General features: G+C 53.7%; 18 protein-coding genes and 1 tRNA gene. 12 read left to right on the forward strand and 7 right to left on the reverse strand.

The genetic code is table 11. The features are described from left to right. From AB1S50_RS07825 to AB1S50_RS07840, 4 genes are all read left to right on the forward strand, one after another. A partial coding sequence (locus AB1S50_RS07825; RefSeq protein WP_367149999.1) for a phage tail tape measure protein occupies nucleotides 1-1,141 on the forward strand: 1,141 nt, incomplete at its 5' end. A 9-nt stretch (nucleotides 1,142-1,150) separates the two neighbouring features. Next, nucleotides 1,151-1,531 (forward strand): phage tail protein, encoded by a 381-nt coding sequence (locus AB1S50_RS07830; protein ID WP_367150000.1) that lies wholly within the window; start codon nucleotides 1,151-1,153, stop codon nucleotides 1,529-1,531. Then, the gene (locus tag AB1S50_RS07835) at nucleotides 1,528-2,517 is read left to right on the forward strand and encodes a phage late control D family protein (RefSeq protein ID WP_367150001.1); all 990 of its coding nucleotides are present in this window, start codon (nucleotides 1,528-1,530) and stop codon (nucleotides 2,515-2,517) included. The genes AB1S50_RS07830 and AB1S50_RS07835 overlap by 4 nt, the downstream gene beginning before the upstream one ends. 865 nt (nucleotides 2,518-3,382) lie before the next feature. Then, nucleotides 3,383-3,589, forward strand: coding sequence for a cold-shock protein (locus AB1S50_RS07840; protein ID WP_367150003.1), 207 nt, complete (start codon nucleotides 3,383-3,385; stop codon nucleotides 3,587-3,589). Nucleotides 3,590-3,919: 330 nt separating this feature from the next. Here the strand turns inward: AB1S50_RS07840 and AB1S50_RS07845 are convergent. After that, nucleotides 3,920-3,996, reverse strand: a tRNA-Arg gene (locus tag AB1S50_RS07845). 195 nt (nucleotides 3,997-4,191) lie between these two features. Further along, nucleotides 4,192-5,202, reverse strand: a complete 1,011-nt coding sequence (locus tag AB1S50_RS07850) for a tRNA dihydrouridine synthase (protein WP_367150004.1) — start codon at nucleotides 5,200-5,202, stop codon at nucleotides 4,192-4,194. 398 nt (nucleotides 5,203-5,600) lie between these two features. Here AB1S50_RS07850 and AB1S50_RS07855 point away from each other — a divergent pair, with 398 nt between their 5' ends. The 6 genes from AB1S50_RS07855 to AB1S50_RS07880 all read left to right on the forward strand — a co-directional run bounded on the left by AB1S50_RS07855 (nucleotide 5,601) and on the right by AB1S50_RS07880 (nucleotide 11,516). Then, the gene (locus tag AB1S50_RS07855; protein WP_367150005.1) at nucleotides 5,601-5,837 is read left to right on the forward strand and encodes an OadG family protein; all 237 of its coding nucleotides are present in this window, start codon (nucleotides 5,601-5,603) and stop codon (nucleotides 5,835-5,837) included. 50 nt (nucleotides 5,838-5,887) lie between these two features. Next, a complete protein-coding gene (gene oadA / locus AB1S50_RS07860; RefSeq protein WP_367150007.1) occupies nucleotides 5,888-7,678 on the forward strand; it encodes a sodium-extruding oxaloacetate decarboxylase subunit alpha in 1,791 nt (596 codons plus the stop codon). Between the two features lie 12 nt (nucleotides 7,679-7,690). Next, the gene (locus AB1S50_RS07865) at nucleotides 7,691-9,004 is read left to right on the forward strand and encodes a sodium ion-translocating decarboxylase subunit beta (protein ID WP_367150008.1); all 1,314 of its coding nucleotides are present in this window, start codon (nucleotides 7,691-7,693) and stop codon (nucleotides 9,002-9,004) included. 224 nt (nucleotides 9,005-9,228) lie between these two features. Beyond that, nucleotides 9,229-10,011, forward strand: coding sequence for a co-chaperone DjlA (gene djlA / locus AB1S50_RS07870; protein ID WP_367150010.1), 783 nt, complete (start codon nucleotides 9,229-9,231; stop codon nucleotides 10,009-10,011). 36 nt (nucleotides 10,012-10,047) lie between these two features. After that, nucleotides 10,048-10,359: a BolA family protein gene (locus AB1S50_RS07875; protein ID WP_367150011.1), complete on the forward strand. Its 312-nt coding sequence runs from the start codon at nucleotides 10,048-10,050 to the stop codon at nucleotides 10,357-10,359. Nucleotides 10,360-10,691: 332 nt separating this feature from the next. Then, on the forward strand, nucleotides 10,692-11,516 hold the full coding sequence (locus AB1S50_RS07880; protein WP_367150012.1) for an OmpW/AlkL family protein: 825 nt from the start codon (nucleotides 10,692-10,694) through the stop codon (nucleotides 11,514-11,516). A gap of 89 nt (nucleotides 11,517-11,605) precedes the next feature. On the opposite strand, the gene AB1S50_RS07885 is transcribed toward AB1S50_RS07880, so the two are convergent. The 5 genes from AB1S50_RS07885 to AB1S50_RS07905 form a co-directional block, all read right to left on the reverse strand. Next, on the reverse strand, nucleotides 11,606-13,102 hold the full coding sequence (locus tag AB1S50_RS07885) for a CoA-acylating methylmalonate-semialdehyde dehydrogenase (RefSeq protein ID WP_367150014.1): 1,497 nt from the start codon (nucleotides 13,100-13,102) through the stop codon (nucleotides 11,606-11,608). 724 nt (nucleotides 13,103-13,826) lie between these two features. Next, nucleotides 13,827-14,378, reverse strand: a complete 552-nt coding sequence (locus tag AB1S50_RS07890) for a Tll0287-like domain-containing protein (protein ID WP_367150015.1) — start codon at nucleotides 14,376-14,378, stop codon at nucleotides 13,827-13,829. Between the two features lie 42 nt (nucleotides 14,379-14,420). Continuing rightward, nucleotides 14,421-15,749, reverse strand: coding sequence for a cytochrome c3 family protein (locus AB1S50_RS07895; RefSeq protein ID WP_367150016.1), 1,329 nt, complete (start codon nucleotides 15,747-15,749; stop codon nucleotides 14,421-14,423). After that, the gene (locus AB1S50_RS07900; protein ID WP_367150017.1) at nucleotides 15,750-17,777 is read right to left on the reverse strand and encodes an FAD-dependent oxidoreductase; all 2,028 of its coding nucleotides are present in this window, start codon (nucleotides 17,775-17,777) and stop codon (nucleotides 15,750-15,752) included. A 198-nt stretch (nucleotides 17,778-17,975) separates the two neighbouring features. Then, the gene (locus AB1S50_RS07905; protein WP_367150018.1) at nucleotides 17,976-18,497 is read right to left on the reverse strand and encodes a hemerythrin domain-containing protein; all 522 of its coding nucleotides are present in this window, start codon (nucleotides 18,495-18,497) and stop codon (nucleotides 17,976-17,978) included. Between the two features lie 1,660 nt (nucleotides 18,498-20,157). Here AB1S50_RS07905 and AB1S50_RS07910 point away from each other — a divergent pair. Together AB1S50_RS07910 and AB1S50_RS07915 are read left to right on the forward strand one after the other, a co-directional pair. Then, nucleotides 20,158-20,739, forward strand: a complete 582-nt coding sequence (locus tag AB1S50_RS07910; protein WP_367150019.1) for an ECF-type sigma factor — start codon at nucleotides 20,158-20,160, stop codon at nucleotides 20,737-20,739. Between the two features lie 46 nt (nucleotides 20,740-20,785). Further along, nucleotides 20,786-23,695: a tetratricopeptide repeat protein gene (locus tag AB1S50_RS07915; protein WP_367150020.1), complete on the forward strand. Its 2,910-nt coding sequence runs from the start codon at nucleotides 20,786-20,788 to the stop codon at nucleotides 23,693-23,695. Nucleotides 23,696-23,914 lie beyond the last annotated feature (219 nt).

Raw genomic sequence — 23,914 nt, forward strand, 5'->3', positions numbered from 1 at the left:
CCTTAAATCCCTGCAGTCCGCCACCCAGGATCTGGGCATTACGCTGTTCAAATCCCTGGAGCCCAGCCTGCGCAAAATCAGTAGCGTGTTTACCGGCCTGGTTCGCCGCACCGGCGAGGCCCTCAAAGCCTATCCGCAACTGACGAAAGTGCTGGGCACCATCGCCGCTATTTTCGCGGTACTGCTTACCCTGGGCGGCGCCCTGGTGTTCAGCTTTGGTGCCCTGATGATGGCCACCGCCGGCCTGCGTATTGCCATGGCCGCCGCCGCGCCGGTGTTCAGTGGACTGGGAACCCTGCTTTTATGGCTCAAGGCCAGCGTCATTCCCGCGGTGCTGGCCGGTTTTAAAACCCTGTTCGTTTTTCTGCTCACCAATCCCATCGGCTGGGTGCTGCTGGCCATCGCCGGCGCCGCTTTTTTGCTGATGAAATACTGGCAGCCCATCAGGGCATTTTTTGCCGGCCTGTGGGGCGAACTGGTTCAGGGCGTGCGGGTCTTTTGGCAGGGGATCACCCAATACTTCGGTGCTCTATGGGAGGTGATCGCCGGGATTTTTACCGGGGACGGCAACCGCATCCGCGCGGGATTCGCGCAATTGTGGACCATCATCAACGATATTCTCGGCGGCTGGCCGGACAAACTCATGGCCTGGGGCGGGGCGCTGATCGACGGCCTGGTGGCCGGCATCAAAGCCAAAATCGGCGACCTCAAAAATGTCATCACCGGCGCCGCCGGCAGCGCCATCGAATTTTTTAAGGACAAGCTGGGCATTCGTTCCCCCAGCCGGGTTTTTGCCGGCTTTGGTCGCGACACCATGGACGGTTTTAGCCGCGGCCTAAACACACGGCAGAACCAACCATTGCGTCAACTGGATCATTTTAACCGCCGCCTGCGCGGTCTCGGTGCCGGCCTCGCTATCGCCGCCACCACCATGCCCGCCGTCGCCATCGACCAGCGCCCGCCGCTCTCCGCCCAGCGCCAGGCCCCCGCGGAAGCGTCCATCGGGCCGGTCACCATCAATATTTATCCCGCTTCCGGTATGGATGCCGCGGCCATCGCAAGCCTGGTGCGCGAGGAAATCGAAAATCTGCAGCGGGAGCGCCAAGCCCGCCGTCGCGCCAGCCTGCGCGACTACGACTGAGGCAAAAAAATGATGATGAGCCTGGGCCTGTTCGCCTTTTCCCTGTCCTCCGCCGCCTACCGGGATCTGCAGCGGCAAACCGCCTGGCGCCATGCCGGTAGCGACCGCATCGGCGCCCGCGCCGCCACCCAGTTTCTCGGCCCAGGCAATGACACCATTACTTTGAGCGGATTAATCGCCCCCGACTTAACCGGCGACCCCGCCTCCCTTAACACATTGCGGGACATGGCCGACCGGGGACAAGCCTGGACCCTGGTGGACGGCAATGGCAACGTCCACGGTGCCTGGGTGATTGAATCCCTGCAGGAAAGCCGCAGCCTGTTTTTTGCCGACGGCAGCGCCCGGCGCATTGAATTTAAGTTGCAGCTCAAACAAGTGGACCGACTGTGAGCAGCCACAGAATACCCGCCTGGCGTGTCACCCTCGACGGCCGCGATCTCACCGACACCCTGGCCCCGCGTCTTGTTGAACTCAGCCTCAGCGAACACCGCGGTGGCGAAGCCGACGAGCTCACCCTGCGGCTGCAGGATCACGACGGTCGCTTGGCGCTGCCTGAACGCGGTGCGCAACTTACCGTCGCCCTGGGCTGGCAGGACAGCGGCCTGCGGAACAAAGGCCGTTTTCGCGTCGACGAAATCGAACACAGCGGCGCTCCCGATCGTCTCACCTTGCGCGCCCGCAGCGCCGACCTCACCGCAGCACTGCGCAACCGCCGCGAGCGCAGCTGGGATCAGACCACATTGGGCCAGATCCTGAAAACCCTCGCCGGCGAACACCAACTTACCCCGCGTATTGCCGCTGACCTGGCCCGGATAGCCATCCCCCACCTGGACCAGACCGAAAGCGACGTCAACCTGTTAACCCGCCTCGGCAAGCGCCACGACGCCGTCGCCACCATCAAGGCCGGCCGGTTGTTGTTTTTTCCCGTGGGAAAGGGCACCAATGCCAGCGGCACGCCCCTGCCCACTGCCACGATTCGTCACCGCGATGGCGACCGCCACCGCTACCATATCGCCGACCGCGACAGCTACACCGGCGTGCGCGCCGACTGGTACGACAGCGAAAACGCCGAGCGCAAAACTGTGTTGGTGGGGGCCGGCGACGATGCCAAACAACTCAAGGAAACCTTTGCCAGTGAACAGGAAGCCAAACAGGCGGCGCAAGCCGAGTGGCAACGTATCCAGCGCAGCCTGGCCACCATGAGTTACCAACTGGCCCTGGGCCGCGCCGACCTCTATCCCGAGCAGCCGGTGCGGCTCGAAGGCTTCAAAACGGAAATCGACGGGACCGACTGGCTGATTGCCAGCTGCCGTCACACTGTCGGGGGCCAGGGTTTTACCACGGCGATCGAGTTGGAAACCAGAACAACTATATAAGGGTAGAGTGGTGTCGGTTTAACGGTTATTATTAGCGGTATAATAATCGGGGGATTTATTCCTCGAATAAGTATTAATCGGCAGTTGCTCTCCCTCTGGAAGTTAGGCTGGCCTTTTAGCCCGACCAAAGATAGACGTTAAGTATACTCAAAGCATATGAGAGACTTGAGAGACATATTCTTTTTCATTTTCTGGTATTTTCTTTTTTTCCTGATAGGCCTTGGGATTGCCTACCTTACAGTTAGTCAATCCCATCCGGAACTATCACAGTATGAGATTGGTTATAAGATAGGGAGGAGTGGAGGATTGTTATTAGGAATACCATTTCTCTTATCTATTGCTGGGTGGGTTACTGGCAAGCTTCCAGGATTTAGTAAAAATAAAAGCTGATTGCCAGCAACCACGACACTGTCGGTGGGTAAGATTTTACTGCTGCTATTTATTAACCCGGAAAATAATTTGGTTGCCGGGTTAATAATCCGGAGTCGGTTGGGATGACGTGCAACTGTATACGTTTTAAGAAAATGTGTGAACTGACCTGTACATGCGCTGACAGGAGGCTATGTCCCTCCTGCTCGCGCTTGCCAGTTTGAGGTATTTTCTTAGTCTTGCTCCCTCTTCAAAGGTCGTCAACAGAATTTTGACCATTCTCTACGGATCTAAAATCAGGTAAGCGGCGCCTAGTTTAACTTTCCGGCTGGCAATCAAGCCGTATCTGGGAGACAATCAGTAATGGTAAAGCCGGTGAAAGTGATCACCTCGCTGAAAAACACAGGTTTTGCAGATGGAAGGTTTATTTTTTAACAATGGTGAATTCGTGAGTAGAAAATTCTCTACGGCTCACCACTAAATAACAGAGCAGATTATGAATAAAGGTGTGGTTAAGTGGTTCAATGCAGATAAAGGCTTTGGCTTCATTACCCCGGAGGATGGAAGCAAAGATTTATTTGTCCATCATTCAGAAATTAAGAGTGGCGGTGGCTTTGCTGTGCTCAACGATGGGCAGCAGGTTGAATATGAAATAGGCCAAGGCCAAAAAGGTCCATGTGCAAATAATGTCCGCCCACTCTAATTCGAATAAATCATCGATAAGAATTTAACCTTGTTGACCCAGGCCCTTGCTGAGCGCATACAAATATGGGCCTGCAACTCAAAAAGTTAGGTTCTGGTTAAAGCCGTTCTAATTCAGGAGAGCCACGGAGAGTCTGCAAAAAACAATGCAATCCGTGGAACTTCTGGAAGGTTTTCAGACTGGATTAAAGCTTCTGCTTAAGCTTTCAGTTGTCGGTCGTTTTTAATCTTGCGTGGACACAATGTGGACACTTCAACGAAAAAAGGCAATACCAACTAAATTGATATCGCCTTTTAGCGTCTATAACTTTTTGATTTTGTTATATTTTACTGGCGCGCTCGGGAGGATTCGAACCTCCGACCGCCTGGTTCGTAGCCAGGTACTCTATCCAGCTGAGCTACGAGCGCGTGGTTGCGGACTATAGTGAGTCAACCTTGTGGAGTCAACTCCTTTTTAAGCTTTTTTCGAAAAAAATCCTTAAAAATCCGTAAGTTAGCCAGCTCAAGCGGCTTGGTTGGAACGCCGCTTCAACTGGCTAGGGCGCGCATTCTGCCCCGGGGTGGACGGTTTTGCAAGTGCTTTTTGCGGGGGCCGGTGGGCCGTCAGGCGGCTTCTGATACCCGCTTCGCGGTTGCTCTTTCAAGCTCGCCTTCAAAGCAGTGTTCAAGGATATGGGGGTCCCGGTGGCGCTTGATGCGGTCGAAGAAGGTTTGGGCCTCCGGATAGGCGAGCTTCAGGTAGGCGAGCCACTGTTTGACTCGGTTACCCAGATGCCGGGCGGGGTAGAGTTCGCAGGTGGTGAGGTAGTAGTTCTGCAGTATTGCTACCGCTGCCGCCCAATCCATGGGCGGCGATTTGGTGCCGGCACACAGGGCTTTGACTCGCAGGCCGAGGTCGGGACGCGCCAACAGACTGCGCCCAAACATAAAAGCGTCACATCCGGTGATCTCCCGGCAGCGGCGAAACTCATCGGTTGTCCAGATATCGCCATTGGCAATCACTCGCAGGCTGACTTGCTGCCGAATCTCACCGATATACTCCCAGTATGCGGGGGGGCGGTAGCCATCGACTTTGGAGCGGGCGTGCACGGCCAATTCACCGGCCCCGCCGGCTTCGGCAGCGCGGGCGTTGTCCAGATAGCTGGATCTGTCCCGATAGCCCAGGCGGATCTTGGCGGAAACAGGAATATGTTCCGGGGTGGCCCGCCGTACGGCGGCGACGATGGCCTCGACTCTCTGAGGGCTCTGTAACAGACAGGCGCCGCCATCACTGTTGTTGACTGACTTGGCGGGGCAGCCGAAGTTCAGATCGATGGCGCGCGCACCGGCTTCTACCGCCACGGCGGCATTGTAGGCCATCGCCTGGGGATTGCCGCCCAACAGCTGCAGCCGTACCGGTACGCCGCTGGGCGTTGTGGCCTGGTGTTCCAGTTCGGGGCAGCGGCGGATAAACACCCTTCGGGGCAGCTTGGTCTGGGTCACCCGTACGAACTCAGTGACACAGACATCGATTCCACCAATGGCCGATAGCAGAGCACGTAGATGGTGGTCTATGACCCCTTCCATGGGGGCCTGGTATATCCTCGGTGGCAATATTTCAGTCTGTATGCTCATCTTGGGCCGCTGAGGGAACATCTGGGCGGCGCATTGTAGCAATTGAGGCCTTTTACCTGAACCAGTGCATCAGTCTCTGAAGAGCCTGCTCGGGAGCTTGAAACCGGGCCTGCCGATTGGGTTGCTGTAGGTCGTGTAGGGATTGCACCTGGCTGGGCGCCAATGTTGACCGGGTGCTTTCATGGTTGCGAGTGAAACTAATAAGTGTTTGATTTTAAAGGAATCCTGTACTGATAATAGCCGCGGCCAGGGCGACTTGGGGATAGGGAGCCCTCCCCGGAGTGGGCCGGTGTTGGCGCTCAGTGGCCCAGCTACGGGCTGTTGCGAGTGACCTATTGCGAGTGATAATGATGTCCATCTCAGCGACCGGCCAGATGGCCTGATACAAGGGGAATAAGGTGGAAGACTCGCTGCTACAGCAGGGGCTGGACATCACACTGTTCGGCATGGGGATCGTTTTTTCTTTTCTACTGGTGTTAGTGATTGCCACGGGCTTTATGTCCCGCATCGTTACGCGCAGTTTTCCCGAACCGGAAGACGCGCCCCCCCTGTCAAACCCGCAGAGTGATTCCGATCGACTGAAGGCCATTGTCAGGGCTGCTATCGAGCAGCATCGCAACCGCAACAAGCGCTAGATGGGGTATTGCGCTGCATAAGTTGAAGAATTTGCCGAGAGAGACAATTCATGACTGAGGTTAACAAGCCGCTGGGAATTACCGATGTGGTCTTGCGCGACGCGCACCAGTCACTTTTCGCCACTCGCATGCGCCTGGACGATATGCTGCCGATTGCGGAAAAACTGGACCAAGTGGGGTTCTGGTCGCTGGAATCCTGGGGAGGGGCCACTTTTGACGCATGTATTCGCTTTTTGGGTGAAGACCCGTGGGAGCGTATTCGGGAGCTGAAAAAGGCGATGCCGAATACCCCGCAGCAGATGCTGTTTCGCGGACAGAATATTCTCGGTTATCGCCATTACGCCGATGATGTGGTGGATAAGTTTGTCGAACGCGCGGCGGTAAACGGTGTCGATGTGTTCCGTATTTTCGATGCCATGAACGATATGCGCAATTTGCAGACTGCGCTCAGTGCGGTGAAAAAGCAGGGCAAGCACGCCCAGGGCACCATTTCCTATACGGTAAGCCCAGTGCACACTTTGGATTTGTGGGTGGATCTGGGCCGGCGGCTGGAAGACATGGGGGCCGATTCCATCGCGATCAAGGACATGGCGGGCTTGCTGCGTCCCTATGAGGGCTATCAACTGGTGAAGCGGTTGAAGGCGGCGGTGAATATCCCGATTCATATGCAGTGCCACGCTACCACCGGTCTCTCCACGGCCACGGCACTGAAGTGTGTGGAGGCGGGGATCGACAATGTGGATACCGCTATTTCTTCCATGTCCATGACCTATGGCCACAGCCCTACCGAAACGCTGGTGGCGATTCTGGAGGGCACTGATCGCGACACCGGGCTGAATATCGAGCTGTTGGGGGAGATTGCGGATTATTTTCGCGAGGTGCGGAAGAAATACGCTAAGTTCGAGGGTTCGCTGCGCGGGGTGGACTCCCGTATCCTGGTGGCCCAGGTGCCGGGCGGCATGCTCACCAATATGGAAAACCAGCTGCGGGAGCAGGGGGCGGAGGATCGCTTCGACGAGGTGCTGGAGGAGATTCCACGGGTGCGCAAAGACCTGGGCTACATACCCCTAGTTACGCCCACGTCGCAGATCGTCGGTACCCAGGCGGTGCTGAACATACTCACAGGTGAGCGCTACAAGTCGATTTCCCGGGAAACGGCGGCGGTTTTGAAAGGGGAGTATGGGGCCACACCGGCTGAGGTTAACCAGGAGTTGCAGGCCCGGGTCCTCGACGGGGGAGAGGCAGTTACCTGCCGTCCTGCAGATCTGCTGGCACCTGAGCTCGACAAGCTGCAGGAGGAGCTGCTTGGCAAGGCGGAACAAGAGGGTATAGCACTGACGGATGGCGAAGGCGAAATCGACGACGTGTTGACCTATGCGCTGTTTCCGCAGATTGGCCTCAAGTTTCTCAAGAATCGCGGCAGGCCGGAGGCTTTTGAGCCGGTGCCAACCGGCGCGGATACGGCGCCGGCAGTGACCAACGAAAAGGGTGAGGGTGTTTACACGGTAACCGTTGAAGGGCAGGTCTATACGGTAACGGTGGCCGATGGCGGTGATGTGACCGGGATGGTGCCGGTTTCCCCTGGGGCGGCTGCAAACGGTGGCGATGACAGGCCTGTGGCGAGCGCAGACCACACGGTATCCGCGCCGCTGGCCGGCAACATTTTCAAGGTATTGGTAAAGCCAGGTGATCAGGTGGCCGAAGGTGAAGTCATCATTGTATTGGAGGCGATGAAGATGGAAACGGCCATCAGTGCGCCGCGCTCCGGTGGTGTGAGCAATGTGGCGGTCAAAGAGGGCGATTCGGTGGCGGTGGGTGATGCCCTGCTGTCCATCGCCTGACCGGGGAAGATTGTGGATAACTTGCTAAATCTCTGGCTGTCTTCCGGCGTCGCGCAGATATCGTTTGGGCAGCTCGCTATGATCCTGGTGGGCCTGCTGCTGCTGTTTCTGGCAATCCGCAAGAATTTTGAGCCGCTGTTGCTGGTACCCATAGGGTTCGGCGGCATTCTCGCCAATATACCCGGGGCCAATCTGGCGCTGCCTGCGGCGGAAGCGGCACTGCTGTCCGGCGACAACGGTGTTTTGTTGCAGCTGACACAACTTCTGGGCCCGGAACATCTGGTTTCGCTCCAGGATTTGAAGCAGGCGCTGGCCGATGCTCCGGCGTCGGTGCAGGCACAGGCGGCACAGATTGCCCGGGACGCGGGCTTCAATAACGGCATGCTATACAATTTTTACTCCGTTGCGATTGCCTCGGGGGTAGCGCCGTTGGTGATTTTTATGGGGGTGGGCGCGATGACAGATTTCGGTCCGCTACTGGCCAATCCCCGCACGCTGTTTTTGGGGGCGGCGGCGCAGTTTGGGATTTTTGCCACGGTCCTGGGTGCGGTGGCTATGTCCGCCACGGGCATAGTGGATTTTTCCATCGCGGATGCGGCGGCTATCGGTATTATTGGGGGGGCCGATGGCCCTACGGCAATCTACGTGTCCAGCCTGCTGGCGCCGGACCTGCTCGGTGCCATTGCGGTTGCAGCCTATTCCTATATGGCGCTGGTGCCGCTGATTCAGCCACCGATAGTGCGCGCGCTGACGACGCCAGCGGAGCGCAAAATCGAAATGGTGCAATTGCGCCATGTGAGCAAGCGGGAAAAGATAACTTTTCCGCTGCTGTTGCTGATTCTGGTGGCTCTATTCCTTCCGGATGCGGCGCCCCTGCTGGGTATGTTCTGTTTTGGGAACCTGATGCGGGAGTGTGGCGTGGTGTCACGCCTGTCGGATACTGCGCAAAATGCACTGATCAATATCACTACGATTTTTCTCGGCCTATCGGTGGGCTCCAAGCTGGCGGCGGACAAGTTTCTGGACCCGAAGACGCTGGGCATTCTGGCCTTGGGGATAGTGGCTTTTGCGATTGGTACCGCCGCAGGCGTGTTGATGGCCAAGCTTTTGAATCTGGTCAGCAAAAACAAGGTGAATCCACTGATTGGTTCCGCCGGCGTGTCTGCGGTGCCTATGGCGGCGCGGGTGTCCAACAGGTTGGGGCTGGAGGCCAATCCGCAGAATTTCCTTCTGATGCACGCTATGGGGCCCAATGTCGCCGGCGTGATTGGATCGGCAGTCGCTGCGGGGGTGATGATCACCATGGTGCGCGCCATGGGTGGCTGACAGAGTAGAGTGGGCTGGCAGCGGGGGCCTTCTCCCTATGCCGTCGACTTGACAGAACTGAGGTCACCCGGCCTGTCTACCGCCAGTGCTGGTCCCCGCCTGGGATGAAACCGCGACAATGCTACCCGACTGTCTGGCCACACCCGCTGGATTGTGGCGGAGGCGTGCTATGATAGGCGCCTTTTTGTTCTGTCGGGCGTTCACGCACGCCCATGGGAGAGAGTATGTCCTGGTTGGGTGCGGGCATTGGTGCCGGAATAGGCCTGGTGTTTGGCGGGCCTATCGGCGCGGCCCTGGGTGCCTGGATAGGCGGTTCATTTGGCTCGGGGGTGAAGCGTGTGACCGCTGGTGCCGGGCAGCTGGGCCGGGATGGCGCCCAGACGGTTTTCATCGTTACCCTGTTTTCCATGCTGGCGAAGATGGCCAAGGCGGACGGGCAGGTCTCTACGGCTGAGATCCAGCTGATTGAGCGTTTTATCCAGGATAACCTGCGTTTGAGCGCTGAGGATCGCAAGCAGGCGATCAAGATTTTTGACAACGCCAAAAACGACTCCTTCAGCATCTACGAGTATGCACAGCAGTATCACCAGCTGGTGCGCAATCAGGGTATGCGGGAGATGGTCTACCGCCTGTTGTTTGCGGTGGCCTATGCGGACGGCACCCTGCATGCCAACGAGGAGGCTATTCTACGCCGTCTTCCATCCTATCTGGGGCTGAGCGAATCCCTGTTTGCCGCCATGCAGGCGGAATTCGACCGGCGCGCCCCGGCGGCGGCCGGCAGTCTGCAGCAACACTACGACGTCCTGGGCTGCAGTCCGGACACCAGCGATCGCGATTTGAAGCTCGCCTACCGGCGCAAAGCGGCGGAATTTCACCCGGACAAGATCGCCGCCAAGGGCCTGCCGGAAGAATTTATGCGCTATGCAGAAGACCAGATGAAGAGTATCACGGTGGCGTATGACACCATCGTGGAGGCGCGCAAGCGCAGTGTCGAAGTCACGTCCTGATCGCCTTCAGGCAGTTGAGACGGGGAGTGTCCTTAAATGAGCCAGGCCGAACAGATAGAAGAGAAGTTGGTTGCCGCTTTTGCACCACAGCACATTGAGGTGCAATGTGAAAGCCATATGCACAATGTTCCGGCGGGGTCGGAGATGCACTTTCGCGTGGTGCTGGTGAGCGAGGCTTTTGCCGGGGTGCGCAAAGTCAAGCGCCACCAGCAGGTATACGCGGCCTTGGCGGCGGAGATGGAGACTTTTGTCCATGCCCTGGCGCTGCATCTATATAGCCCCGAAGAGTGGGGGGGAGAGGCGCCACTGAGTCCGCAGTGCCTGGGCGGGGAAAAAGGGCAAAAATAAACGCCGTATCCTCCGGTCTGCGGACTTGTTTCGCCGCCGGAATTTAGCGCGGCTTTCACCATTAAAAAGCTGTTTTCGCCGGCGTTATCAGGTTGCTGGCGGCTGCTTTAATTTCTTCGTCGGTTTTTTCCCTCTTTGGAAATTCCACTGATTGCCCTATCCAAAGATTATTCCGCCATAAAAAGAATTTACACGTCAATTTTACGCTGATGTTCCAATTTACAGCCTTATTTTTGGGTGTTTTTTCTACAGCCGTTTTTTTTCCTGTCTAGACTGAAGGTTGATTGGGTTAATTGCTGTTCAATTTGCCGAATATCAATGGAGTTTTTTCTATGAAAATGACGCGCATTCTAACACCCCTGGCACTGGCTGTATCCGCTACGCTCGGAACACAGCAGGTGCTGGCGGGACCTTCCGGCTATGAGCCAGTCGGTCCGCCGAAGCTGTACCATGCCGGTACTGCGGTGGTCCGCTTGGGTGGTAGCTATGTGGATCCAGACAACACCAACGCAAGCCTGAGAAACCCGGATATTTTTCCGGAGTTCGTTGTGGATGGCCGGCGCGGGTTTGACTTCGACTTGGACTCCGAGTGGTCCTGGCAGTTCAGCGCTATGTTCATGCCATTTGACCACTTTAGCGTCGAGTATATGTATGTTGGTGAATCCAGCCATGATACCGACATTCGAGTGGACAATTTTGTAAACGACGGCTTCCGCCGCAATTTCCGCTTGAATGATCTGGATCGCACCACCAACGTGTTGACGGTGAACTGGTTCCCGGTATGTCCGGAGTCCTGGGTTCAACCCTATGTGGGTATCGGAACCCATTACACGGACTTCGACAGTGTCCGGGTCAGAGAGCCTGTCAACGAAGCGCTGGCTGTTGTGGGCGACGCTGTGGGCCCGGCACGCTTGAGTGTGGGCAGCAGCTGGGGCTGGGTCGGCCAGGTAGGGATTGACATCCTGTTTGGGCGCGACAGCAACTGGTTGGTGAATGCGTCCGCAATATACCTCGATATGGATCTGACGGCGGATCTGGACTATGCAGTCCGCGGTTTGACCAACGATGACGAGGAGCGTCTGTTTTACAACTCGGTAAGGACCAAGTTTGATCCGGACCCCTGGTTGTGGAACATAGGCATCGGCTATAAGTTTTAACGCTTAGCCACCGATGAAAAAAGGCGCTGCGGCGCCTTTTTTCATGTCTGGTGGTTGTTGCCACAGTTAAAGCGGGGCTATGTCCCGCTTTAACTGTGGCTGGGAAAGGAAAATTGTGCACTCTCCCTTACACCACCGGCGGGCCAGCGCTGGGTGATGGTTTTGCGCAGGGTATAGAAACGTACCGAGTCGGGACCATAGGCGTGCAGATCACCGAAGCGGGAGTGTTTCCAGCCACCGAAGCTCTGGTAGGCCACGGGCACCGGTAGTGGCACATTGATGCCCACCATGCCTATCTTGATATTGTCGCTGAAGTAACGTGCCGCCTCGCCGTCACGGGTGTAGATACAGGTCCCATTGCCGTATTGATGGCGATCTATAATATCCATGGCTTCCTGCAGGGAGTCAACGCGCATCACGCACAGCACGGGTCCGAAGATTTCGTCCCTGTGCACAACCATTCCCTCGCGGACGCGATCAAACAGGTTGGCACCCAAGAAATTGCCGTTGCCAAAGCCGGGCACCTGCATGCCGCGGCCGTCAACCGCCAGCTCAGCACCCTCTTCGACACCTTGGGCAATATAGGATTCCACTTTTTCCTTGAGGGCACGACTCACCAGTGGACCCATGTCGTTGCGGTTGTCCATGCCGTCGCCGATCTTGAGCCGGCTTATCTCCTCGGACAGCTTCGCAACCACTATGTCCGCTGTGGTGTCACCCACGACAACGGCAACGGATATGGCCATACAGCGTTCGCCACAGGAGCCGTAAGCGGCACCCATCAGTGAGCTGACCGCATTGTCCAGGTCGGCGTCGGGCATAATCACCGCGTGATTCTTGGCACCTCCGAACGCCTGTACCCGTTTGCCATTGGCGGTGCCGGTGGTATAGACGTGTTCGGCGACCGGTGTGGAACCGACGAAACTCACGGCCTGAACCCTCTCATCGGTCAATAGCGTATCCACGGCTTCTTTGTCGCCGTTGACAACATTGAGAACTCCGGGGGGGATGCCGGCTTCGAGTCCCAATTCAGCGATAAACAGGGCGGCACTGGGGTCCCTCTCCGAGGGTTTCAGTACAAAGGTGTTACCGCAGGCAATCGCCATGGGCCACATCCACAGCGGCACCATGGCAGGAAAATTGAATGGGGTGATGCCGGCGCAGACCCCTAACGGCTGGAACTCGCTCCAGGCGTCGATGCCAGGGGCCACATCCCTGCTGTGTTCACCTTTGAGCAGCTCAGGTACGCCGCAGGCATATTCCACATTCTCTATGCCCCGCTGCAATTCACCCATGGCATCGTTCAAAACCTTCCCGTGTTCCCGCGTCAGCAGAGCGCAGACCTTGTCCGCATTCCGTTCCAGCAGATCCTTGAGCCGGAACATAATCCGCGCGCGCTTTACGGGCGGTACTTGGCGCCAGGAGGGATAGCTGGCCTGGGCGGTGGCAATGGCCTGCTCGACGGTGGCCCTACTGGCCAGGGCGACATTCGCCAGCTCCTCATTGGTGGAGGGATTGAAAATAGGCTGCTGGCGTGGATCCGGAGCCATCCTTTTGCCGTTGATTAGGTGCTCTATAACCGTCATGTATGTTCTCCTCTTCCCATGGCGTTATTTTTTTCGTGCCCCCAGGGTATCGGCTCGCGATCTCCGAAAACCTGTTGGCCGGTGCCTTTTGCCCGATAGCACCAACTGCGGCTCTTGCGGGTTATTTTCTATAACCTGCCCGTGTGGCAATGGCGTGCAGGGTGCAAGTTTCGTCCCGGTTCCTGCGGGTCCAGAGCCAAGGGAAACATTGCGTAACCTTCCCTCCTGCCCGAAAAACCAACAGTCGGGTGGGCCAGTGTGCACTACCTGCTAGGGATTGCAATTGCCCTGAATTTCTTCGCTGATTACTTTGTGTCTGTGGAAGGTGGGTTTGATGGTCTGGCCGCCATTGGAGGATGGGTTTTGATCGGGGTGGCTGGTCTGTCGCCTGACACCCGGGTGGATAATTCCCGGTGTCCCTTGTCCGGGCCTCCGGCTGGCCCGGGGTCGGTATGGCGGCGAATATGAAGCTATTACCCGGCAACTTAGTGAGTTGCCGGGTTAGGGCCTGTTCACACTAGCTGAGTTTGCTCAGTTAGTGCGGACAGGCCCTAGCAGGCTGTTGAAATTCGAAGAATTTTGACGCCTGCTACCGGAATATGGATGTTCCGGCAAAATCGGCGACGCCTAAGTCGTTGATTTTGGGAGAAAAGTGAAAATCACATTTTTCACTTTTCGTGTTTTGAAAAAGGCAGGATGCCTTTTTCAACAACCTGCTAGTTATTCAGAGAGGTATACGGATTACCACGCCCCCCATAGTCTCTCCCAATTCGAAATCCTTGCGCGGACTGTCCACATGGTCGTTGTGGCAGCTGACACAAGCGGGGGATACGGCCACATCCGGATAGACAGCGGTGAAATATTCAGTATCCCCCAGTTTCTCGGTGCCGTAAAAATTCTTACCGGGATTGTCAATGATGAATTGCAGTCCCTCTTTCTCCATGTCTGTCCGGGGTTTGTTCTGCTTGTTGATCGCCCACAGGGAGAGCAGGGCATAGTTAAACCCGGCTTTCTGTTCCGCCACCCGCTCAGACCCCATACGCATCATCTGGGCCGGTAGGGGCAGTGCCTTTTTGTCTTGCCAATGCTCGTCCGCATCGATGACTTTTTCGTCGTTCTGCAGGCGGTTGACCACATTTTTCGTATAGCTGGTCCGGTCGGCCTCGATCACGGCAAAAATCGCATCGGACATTCTCTGTGGGGTGACTCCGCTTGTTTCAGAGCAGGCTGTGAGCAGTGATACCGCCGCGACAATGATGTAGACAAAGGTGCGCATGGTTTTCCCCTCCTAATGGGACATTGCTGGATTCATCTGGCTCTAATTGGACCGGATCCGCGCGATGCGATCGCGAATAAGTTGAAAAGTGTCGTGGTTTGCGGGTGGCGTAGTGGTGAAATTACCGCGCACCAGGGGTTTGTTGGCCAGGGCCGACACCGCAAATTCAATTTCGTGACAGCTCAGGCACACTGGCAGCATCTTTTCGTTGGGTCGCAGGTTGTGATTCTGGTTGTGGTTGACTGTCACCCTTTCCTTATGGGTTTCCCGCGGCAGATGGCAGTTGGCGCAGCTGACCCCATCGGGACTGTTATCCCTCCACTGGCGGAAATGGGCCGACTGGCGATAGGCGAGGCTGTGTTCATCGTCGTGACAGCCGAGACAGGCCTCTACAGCCGCATAGCGCGTATCTGTTTTATGAGGTCCGTGGCAACTGACGCAACTCAGCTCCCCAGGGGCGTCGGCCTTCATGGGCAGTGTGGCTTTGGCTGGGGAGATGTTGCCGTTATTGAGGGAAAAATCCCCGGGGAGGCTGGCCGACAACCGCATGCCGTGCTTGCCGGCGGTGAACGCCAGCTCTTGCTGCGAGTGGCATTGGCCGCATTGAGTCAGGATTTCCGCACTGTTGAACTGGACCTTTCCCTCCTGGTGACAGTCGCTGCAATTGACAGCGGCCAGGGCGTGCGAACTATCCGACCAGGCGGCGATGATATTCGCCGTGTCCGCCTGTGTATGCAGGTCCGCATCCGAACCGGTCAGTGGTGTTTTATCCGGGTTTTCCTCGCGCCACTTGGCCAGGCTGTTACGCACCGGCAGATGGTTGACCGGTGCCGGAAGGCTGGGGTGCAGCTGCCGGGTAAGGAAATCTTCGTAGAGATAGCGGTTGTCATGATAATTGTGGCAGCCAGCACTGGCACAGGTGGCAAAATCCAGGTCCCGATGGCTGGGCCTGTCGCTGGCAATATCCCGGTGGCAATGGAAACAGAAGTCGCCCGCGAGGGTGACACCCATGGCCCCAGTGATTTCCGGCTTGTGTTCGGTATGACAGGTGACGCAGCGGCGGGCATCCAGTTTTGCCAACAGAGGGGCATTGCGCGGGTCGAGGAATTTCTTGCCGGGGTGGCTGTCGTTGGCAGTGGCCAGCTCGTCGGCGTGACAGTTCAGGCAGGCCTGCTGCATGAAATCCTGGCCGGCAAAGCCATCCCCATGACAGCTGGTACAGGCCAGTTCAATCTGGTGGTGCCCGTGGCTGGTGGCGCCGCCGAGAAAGAAAGTTTTGTCCGAGGCTTCGAGGTTGTAGGCGATAACGGCGCCAATCAGCAGAGTTATCAGTACACCGTAATGCCAGAATTTGAACTGCAACTTTTTCATTTAGAAGTAATACACCGCCAGTATGTGGTAGAACAGCAACACGGGCAGTGCCCAGAGTAATGCGTAGTGCACACGCGACCACCACTTGCGGTGTTCACGCAGTTTCATATCGGTCCAGTGGTGGTTTCGCGCCATAAACACACCCACCAGCGAGCCGGTGGTGGTTGCGGCGAGAAACACCAGCATCAGGGCGAGGTTGAGGTTTTCCCCCAGGCGGAAGCCGGTGTGAACAACCAGCACCAGCAGCGCCAGCAGACCGATGAGGCTGTGTACATAACGCCAGTGATCCATGTGTCCGGTTTTTAGCCGCTGCCAGCGTTTGCGCAGGCTGAGGCTTGCTGTCAGCAGACAGAGGGAGAGCAGCGTATAGCCACTGACCTGCTTCCAGAAATTGTCATACCAGAGTTTGTTCCAGTACCAGTGGGACTGGACGCTTTCGGTCACGGGTGTGGCTGGCAGCAGAAGCGCGATCACTATCAGTGCCAGGGACAGTATTGAAGTGAACAGAATCCCCCGCGCGTGCCGCATCACCAGGTTTGGAGCCGGAACATCCAGCAGCTCGGCGATCAATGGCCGGCAACTGCCGCACACGGACCCGGCATCAGTGGCCAGCTGGAGTTCCTGCAGAGTGCGCTTGCCGGCGGAAATGGCTGCGCACAATTCGCCTTTGGTCACGCCGTTGCACTGGCACACCAGGTAGCTTTCCGGTTGCTCTTTAAGGCTTGCGGGATCTTCCCGCTGCCACAGGTTGCCGCTCTGTTCGAACCTGGCCAGAGCGCGGGATGAAATTCTGTCTGCGGCGGCGATGGACTGCCGCACCCGGTTGATCTCCGGCCAGGCGCCGATGCTTGTGACAGCGATAAGCAGGCCCCGCCGGACCACCAGTTCCCGGAAAAGGCCTTTGAATCGGTTGCGGTAGACGTAGCGCCGGGTTTCCGCGTCGGTGACAGCGGTATCATCGCCGAGGATACTGCAGGGAATATGGGAGATCTTCAGTTCCATATCGGTCTGGCAACCGACATAGTGCGACTCTTGGCTGTCTTTCTCGCTGCCCCCGTCGGGGGTACAGATATGCCGGCTGCAGATTTCCGCCTGCTGATAGCCGGGCTTGACCAGTTGATAGACCTTGCGTTCGAATTCCGCACATTCACCTATGGCGTAAATATCCGGGTCACTGGTCTGCATGCGCGGCGATACCAGTATGCCGCGGTCGATGTTCAGGCCACAGGTTTCGGCCAGTGCGGTTTCCGGCTCGACGCCGGTGCAGAGTACCACGGCATCGGCATCGAGCCGGTGGCCATCGGAAAATTCCACCTGTTTTACCCGATCCGAGCCGTGAAATCCCACTATCTCTACCTCGGGGAGTAGCTCTATGCGCAGGGTTTCCAGGGCATCGGTAAGGTAAGACTCCGCTTCATCGCTGAGGCGGCCACCAAGCAGACCGGCGCGAACATGCAATACTACGCGATTGTTGCGGGTCTTGAGGGCTGCGGCGGCCTCAAGACCCAGAGCCCCGGAACCCACCACACAAATGCAGCGGCTGGTCTGCCGCAGTTCCAACAGGGAGCGGGCATCGCTGAGGCTGCGAAACGGCATTATCCGGTTTAACTGAATGCCGGGGATTGGGGGGATAGAAGGTACTGAGCCGGTAGCGAGTATGAGTTTGGTGTAGGGCTGGGTATTGCCCTGCTGATCGACGATCTGGCGGGAGGTCCGGTCGATGCGGACCACGCGGCGGTTTCTGAATTCCGCCAGGCGCGGATGGGGTTCGGTGCCCACCGGGTTGTCCAGTTCCTGGGGAGACAGGTCCTGGTAAAGGTACTGCGACAAGCGTACACGATTGTAGGGGGCTTCATCTTCAGCACCTATCACAATCACCTGGGCTTCACTGCTGTACTGAAGCAGCTTTTGTGCGCAGCGCACGCCTACAGGGCCTGTCCCAACCACAACGTAGATGGGGTAGGCCGGATCTTTTTCGACACTGTGCCGTCCGGCTCCCTGCCGGGATTCGGTTACGGGCCCCGCCACGTCTCAACCCCAGTGGAATTGTTACGCTGCGCCCTGGCTGGCGACAAAAAGTAAGTAAACCACATCAGCATTTTTATTCTTAAAATTTTTATTTTTGTGGATTCTAACGCCTAACGATAATCGAGAAAAGAGAAAAACCTCCGCTTGTGGGGATAGAATTAATACGACTGGCGAACGGCGCCGTGGCGCCGACGCGAGTCAGGAAGGTTGGTAGAGGGTATAGAGTTCCTTCTCTTCCAGAGTGACCCGGCGCACCAGGGCCTCGCCGATCTTGTCGTAATCCAGTTTGAAGTCCCGGATCATTTCCTGCGAAAAGGCTTCGTGGTTGTAGCGCTTGCAGAACTGCACCACCGCATTGGCGATGTCGTTCATATCAGTACGAAAGTCCTTAACGATCTGCAGCGTGTGTATATCCCCTGCCAGGGCCTGCTCCAGGTAGACGTAAAAGCGGACATTTTCCTTGATCAGGTGTGCCTGGAAACTGGATTTAAAGGCGGTCAGCAGTTGGGACAGGTGGCGGAAATCCCTTTTCTCGTAGCCCTCTGACCAAATGCGTTGAAAAGCATCCACCAGGTCATGGTGGTCTCTTTTAAGGTCGGTGATCAAGCTGGGATCGTAGCTGATGGTGCGACCGGTCGACCCAGAAGAGGTGTCACGGGAATCGCGGTCACGTCGGGAGTCATCGTCGTGGCGCGACTTGTTGGAGAAAATACGGAACATGAATGTGGACTCTTACTTTGTTGTTCTCGGGCTATGGTGATGCTCGAATCGAGGGCTTTGATTCCCGGGGGCAATTTTGCCGTCATCGTTCATGGGTTACACGACAAAATTACATGCAAACGCCAATTCTGTGCCATTGTTGAGACATTTTTCACATTGTGCGGGTTTCTGAGGCGACAGTTGCCAAAAAATGCGTAGGAGAAGACCTACCAGGCGTGTCGGGGCCCGGCGGCAAAAAGACAGCAAAGGCTTTCCTGTCCTTGGCGGGATAGATTGGTGCTCGTTTTTGGGGTGCCAGGCTGTGTATCTAAATTGTACGATTAGCTCGCAATTTAAGCGATTCTGCTTTTAAAGAAGTCTTGTATGAAATAGATCGGGTGCGTTGCTTTAGCGGCATTCGACTGGGCCGGGAGCACGACGATCCATGGATCCTGGCCTCCCCCCACCAGCTTGACAAGATAGTATTTAACAAGATCAGCCAACGCTGAGATTGATACAATCTGATTTTGCGAAGAGGACTGTATTGTGGGTGCTGCCACCATGTCAGCCCTGAGTTCAACGCAAGAGTAGGGCGACTGAGTGTGAGTCGAAATACTGCAGATACAAAAAATCCATGCATGGCATTTTTGATACATGCTGCACATTGGTGTAGCTAATGTGCCCTACTGATTTATAGTATCCCCACAGCGAGAAAAAATGTGTCTGAAAGAAACAGGCAATATCAGTGCGAAAACCGTAGAGGCGCTACCTTCAAGTAATCTACTCTGGCATATTGTAAATGGGGCCCATTGGGCTTGTTCTAGAGACATAGATTGAAGAGAAATGGTCATAGAGCGAGTTCAAATGAGCAAGGCCGGCAAAAGCACAAAGCTGCAGCATCTATTATCCTATATTAAGCGGACATTCGGTTTCAGCAGGCTTCACAATTTTGTTTTGGAAGTAGCAGTAGCTATATTAAATATCCGATTAGTAAAACGACTCTGTGGTTTAGGGTATCTGTAGTCTGGGGTCAGTGTACCTAGAATCTAAGGATAGACAGGTTCAATAAGGCGAATAAATAAGCAGTTTTCAGGGATGCGGTGACCAATTTAAGCCTATAATAGAAAATTCTCATGGAACTATATTGATTGACAAGTTACCTAGAGGTATCTCAGAGATTATGTGAAAAGAGTGAACACCAATCATACGTTAATAAAGTTATAATATATCATTAGTCCTGAGGTAGCTATCAAAGGCGAGAACTCAAACGTTGCACAGAAGTGGCCGAAGCTTTATTTTAGTATTTCCATCAAGCGAGGGCTGAGTTAGCCAAAGCTTGTAAAATGAGGGGCTATATTTACAGGTTATTAGTGATCCTCCTCCCCGAAGCTAAGTAAAAATTTTCATATTTCTTTAACCCTTTAGGTGAAAAGAAATACGTTCAAAAGCTATTTCATAGTCTAATGCGTTAGCGCAGTTGGCATGGATGATCTGAATATATACCAAAAATAGGAAAATAAAAAACTACATTAAGAGTATATAAAACTGGGTGAATTGTAACAACCCTTTTTTTGGGCGTTTCACCCCAATTCTGTTCTGCAAATGATTGCTGATTTCAGTCGGTTAAAACAATTTCGTAACGCTTTGATGGTCATTTTGTCAATTTCCCAGGAGATTTAGAATGGATGCTACTAATAGCATATTTCAGTTTAAAGAAAATTGTTCAGAAATTTCAGAGAATAATCTGGCGCAGATTTTTCCAGATTTTTACCAAGAATTGAAGCGTTTGGCTCATAATCAATTGAAAAAGACATGGTCTATCGAAACCATGCAAACGACCGATTTATTGCATGAAGCCTATCTTAAATTGCACGATAGTTTCCCGCATGCAAGCATAAATAACAAGCAACATTTTTTTTTGTTATGTGCTAAGGCTATGCGTCAAATACTGATCAATTATTCAGAATATAAGCAAGCCCAGAAGCGTGGGGGAAATGCGACTCGGGTTACTTATACAGGAAAGCTACAACAAGCTGATGTGTATGATAATCATAGTCTTGATATCTTACTTGATATTGATAAGGGCCTATATAAAATGGAAGAAATTGACAGACAACTTGTCGAGCTTGTTGAGTTAAAATTTTTCGTGGGATTTACGGAAACAGAATTGGCGGAAATATATGATGTAAATGAGCGTACTATTAGACGGAAGTGGAAAAAAGCCAAAACCTTGTTGGCTTTGGCACTGGAAACCAAAATTTAAGCCACATTTATTTAATTGTTTTTTTGAGCGAAACCACGAATTGCCTATGAAACTCACCAAGGAAAGATGGGAAAGAATACAGACAATCTTCAGTAGAGTTCTTCGGCAGCCGGAAGAAAGTCGCTATAGTTTTCTACAGCAGATTTGTGAAAAAGGCAGTCAATTATATCGGGAAATTGAGCTGCTGCTAGACGCAGAACGCATGGCGCCAACATTTCTGGAAAAATCCATGCCTGTGAACGATGAAGTGCATTGTGTGTCTCCACGGCTTAAAACAGGTGATCGCTTGGGCGCTTATAGGTTATGTGAGGAAATTGGGCGAGGTGGCATGGGGGTGGTATACCGGGCCGAGCGGCAAGAAGGTGAATTCCGACAGGAGGTGGCAGTCAAATTACTTCGTACACCGATAGGAGAGGGTAAAGCCGCACCGCTGGGTCTAAAACGTTTCCAGCTTGAGCAGCAAACTCTAGCCTCTCTCAATCATCCAAATATTGTTCAGTTGTTCGACGGCGGCGTTACCGAAAACCAACAACCCTATATTATTATGGAGTTCGTGCGTGGGGTGAACATTCACCGCTATTGCAGCGAGCGCGCTTTGGATCTGAATGCACGTTTATCCCTGATTATAAAAGTTGCCCATGTCTTAGGCTTTGCCCATAGGAATCTGGTTGTACATCGGGATATCAAGCCGTCCAATATTTTGATTGATGGTGAAGGACAGGTAAAGCTCCTTGATTTTGGTATTGCTAAATTGCTTTCTAATGAACTTGGAAAAGATTTGACTCAAAATGGTGAATCTGTAATGACGCCAGGGTTTGCTGCACCGGAGCAAATTAAAAATGAGCGTGTTACCGTCGGTACGGATATTTACCAGTTGGGCTTGATACTCTACGAGTTGATCACTGGCCATAAAGCTTTCAGTGACCAGGCGGAATCGTTATATGAATTATCTCGAGTAATGTGTGAATGTTGTCCCACATTACCCAGCGTAATAAGCAAAAATGGTTTGCATAATGATACTTATATAGCTAAAAAACTTCGTGGTGATCTGGATGCCATTGCTCTGAAGGCTCTACGTAGAGAGCCGGAACACAGGTATAGTTCAGTGCGAGATTTTGCTGGAGATATTCAGGCTCATTTGGATGGAAATTTGGTTTCTGCTCGTCAAGGGGCTTTTCATTATCGAGTGCAAAATTATATTTATAGGCACTGGAGGGCGCTGGCCGTATCTGTATCTTTTGTGTGTATTCTAATAGGGTATGCAGTAACGGTAACAATTCAATCGCGCGGCATTCAACAGGCGCTAGAAAAAAGTGTCTTTGAGGCGGAGAAAGCGCAGCAGGTATCCAATTTTTTAGTGAATATATTTAAGCACTCAGATCCGAATGTGTACGGATTGGACCAAATCAGTGCACAGCAGTTATTGGAAAATGGCGAGGAAAAAATACAGATCGACCTTAGGGAAGTTCCGGGCATTCGCAGCCATATGCTGGGTATATTAGGGAGTATTTATTATAGCCAAGGAGTGTATGAAAAAAGTGCCGAGCTCCTGAGGAAAGCTGTGGACCAGCAGCGTAAAATGGCTAACCTTGATTCACTTAGACTTGCCGATACAATGACCAAATTGGCTATCAGCCTGAGTACCATGAACCAGTATGAGGAGTCGGAAAAACTATTGCAAGAGAGTCTTACGATTTATCAGGAAATTGATCAGCAATCAGTAACTAATAGTACCATAGTAAACCAGGCAGAAACTATTAATGCATATGCCAATTTATTTCAGAAGCGTGGTGATTACGAAAAGGCGAAGTTTTATTTTAAGCAGGCAATACATTTAGCGCAAGAAGCTACGAGAGGACAGAATGAAATGGCAGTTGCTCTCAATGGGCTAGGTAATATACATCATTATCAGGGCCGTTTTGAAGAAGCCACAGAACACATGCGAAAGGTAATAAAAATTCAAAAACTGGTCCATGGCGAACAACACTCTTCTTACACAATAGCTTTAAATAACCTGGCTACTATGCTCACGGATCTCGAGCGCTTTGAGGAAGCAACTGAACTTAGTAGGCAGGCTTTATCCATTCAGCAGAAAATATTGGGCGTCGATCACCCATATATAGGTGAAACACTGCGGGCTTTGGGCATATTGTCCCACCGAACCGGAGATTTCGAAGCTGCGGTAAGATACTTACAGCAGGCATTACGGGTCAAGCGCCTGAAAAGTCAGCAGGATAATATAAGGATTGCCGTTGTCTTGCTCTGGTTGGGTACCGCTTTGCAAGACAAAGGTGAATTTGATGCTGCAGATCAGCACTATGCGAAAATGCTAGAGATATTCCAGGCGTTAAAGGTTACTGACAAAATTATGGGTCGAGGACTATGTCAGCCTGCTTCTTTGGCGCTGGCAAAAGGAGACCTGGAGACGGCCCGTCAACTTTATACACAGGCCCTTGATTTAATGCCTGAAACCGGAGTCCGTACCTCCATAGCCCAGCTTGGCTTGGCAAGAGTGCTGTTAGCCGAAAATAAAGAATTATTCAGAGCAGAGACACTGGCCAAGTCTGCCTTGGCCAGTAGACAGGCTAAATACATTTTCGGTCATAGTATGATCGCTGAAGCCGAAGCAGTACTGGGGCTAATCCAGGTAGAACACAGTCCCGCCTCGGCAATAACTCTGCTAAAATCCTCTGATACTGTATTGAATTCGCACCCTTTGTTTCTGCAGCGTCATGGTGCACATAATCTTGTCCAGAGTGTTCAACAGGCTTTGGAACGTTTAAATAATAATAGTGATGTTCTGGAGGTGACAACAGTTGGTTCCTTGGGGGTAGTATATTCTCCAATTGATTCTATTGCGTTTCGCAAGGAGAAGCTTGCCCTCTTTGATAAAACCTACAGTGGATCAGTTCTTTCTAGAGGACCAGCTGCCCGGCAAAGAAAAACTGGTCTATAGGTTAAAAATAATTCTCCGCTTCTATCATGTGAAGGGTACTTCCCAATTATTAATTGGGATTCTTTGGGGCAATCGACTAATTTAGGTACTAGCCACAATATATCACTTTGTGATTCGTTACAAGAAAAATAAGTACTTCCGCAGGAGATAACTGAGTGACTTGGCAAGCAAAACCCCCCTTCCTGGTAGCGTTGCCAATAGGTAGGACACTCTCCTGCA

Source organism: Microbulbifer discodermiae (assembly GCF_040742695.1).
Taxonomy (GTDB): domain Bacteria; phylum Pseudomonadota; class Gammaproteobacteria; order Pseudomonadales; family Cellvibrionaceae; genus Microbulbifer.

Coding starts and splice junctions, on each gene's coding strand:
- AB1S50_RS07830 (WP_367150000.1), top strand. CDS start 1,151: ATGATGATGAGCCTGGGCCTGTTCGCCTTTTCCCTGTCCTCCGCCGCC.
- AB1S50_RS07840 (WP_367150003.1), top strand. CDS start 3,383: ATGAATAAAGGTGTGGTTAAGTGGTTCAATGCAGATAAAGGCTTTGGC.
- AB1S50_RS07850 (WP_367150004.1), bottom strand. CDS start 5,202: ATGAGCATACAGACTGAAATATTGCCACCGAGGATATACCAGGCCCCC.
- oadA (WP_367150007.1), top strand. CDS start 5,888: ATGACTGAGGTTAACAAGCCGCTGGGAATTACCGATGTGGTCTTGCGC.
- djlA (WP_367150010.1), top strand. CDS start 9,229: ATGTCCTGGTTGGGTGCGGGCATTGGTGCCGGAATAGGCCTGGTGTTT.
- AB1S50_RS07875 (WP_367150011.1), top strand. CDS start 10,048: ATGAGCCAGGCCGAACAGATAGAAGAGAAGTTGGTTGCCGCTTTTGCA.
- AB1S50_RS07880 (WP_367150012.1), top strand. CDS start 10,692: ATGAAAATGACGCGCATTCTAACACCCCTGGCACTGGCTGTATCCGCT.
- AB1S50_RS07885 (WP_367150014.1), bottom strand. CDS start 13,102: ATGACGGTTATAGAGCACCTAATCAACGGCAAAAGGATGGCTCCGGAT.
- AB1S50_RS07890 (WP_367150015.1), bottom strand. CDS start 14,378: ATGCGCACCTTTGTCTACATCATTGTCGCGGCGGTATCACTGCTCACA.
- AB1S50_RS07895 (WP_367150016.1), bottom strand. CDS start 15,749: ATGAAAAAGTTGCAGTTCAAATTCTGGCATTACGGTGTACTGATAACT.
- AB1S50_RS07905 (WP_367150018.1), bottom strand. CDS start 18,497: ATGTTCCGTATTTTCTCCAACAAGTCGCGCCACGACGATGACTCCCGA.
- AB1S50_RS07910 (WP_367150019.1), top strand. CDS start 20,158: ATGGATGCTACTAATAGCATATTTCAGTTTAAAGAAAATTGTTCAGAA.
- AB1S50_RS07915 (WP_367150020.1), top strand. CDS start 20,786: ATGAAACTCACCAAGGAAAGATGGGAAAGAATACAGACAATCTTCAGT.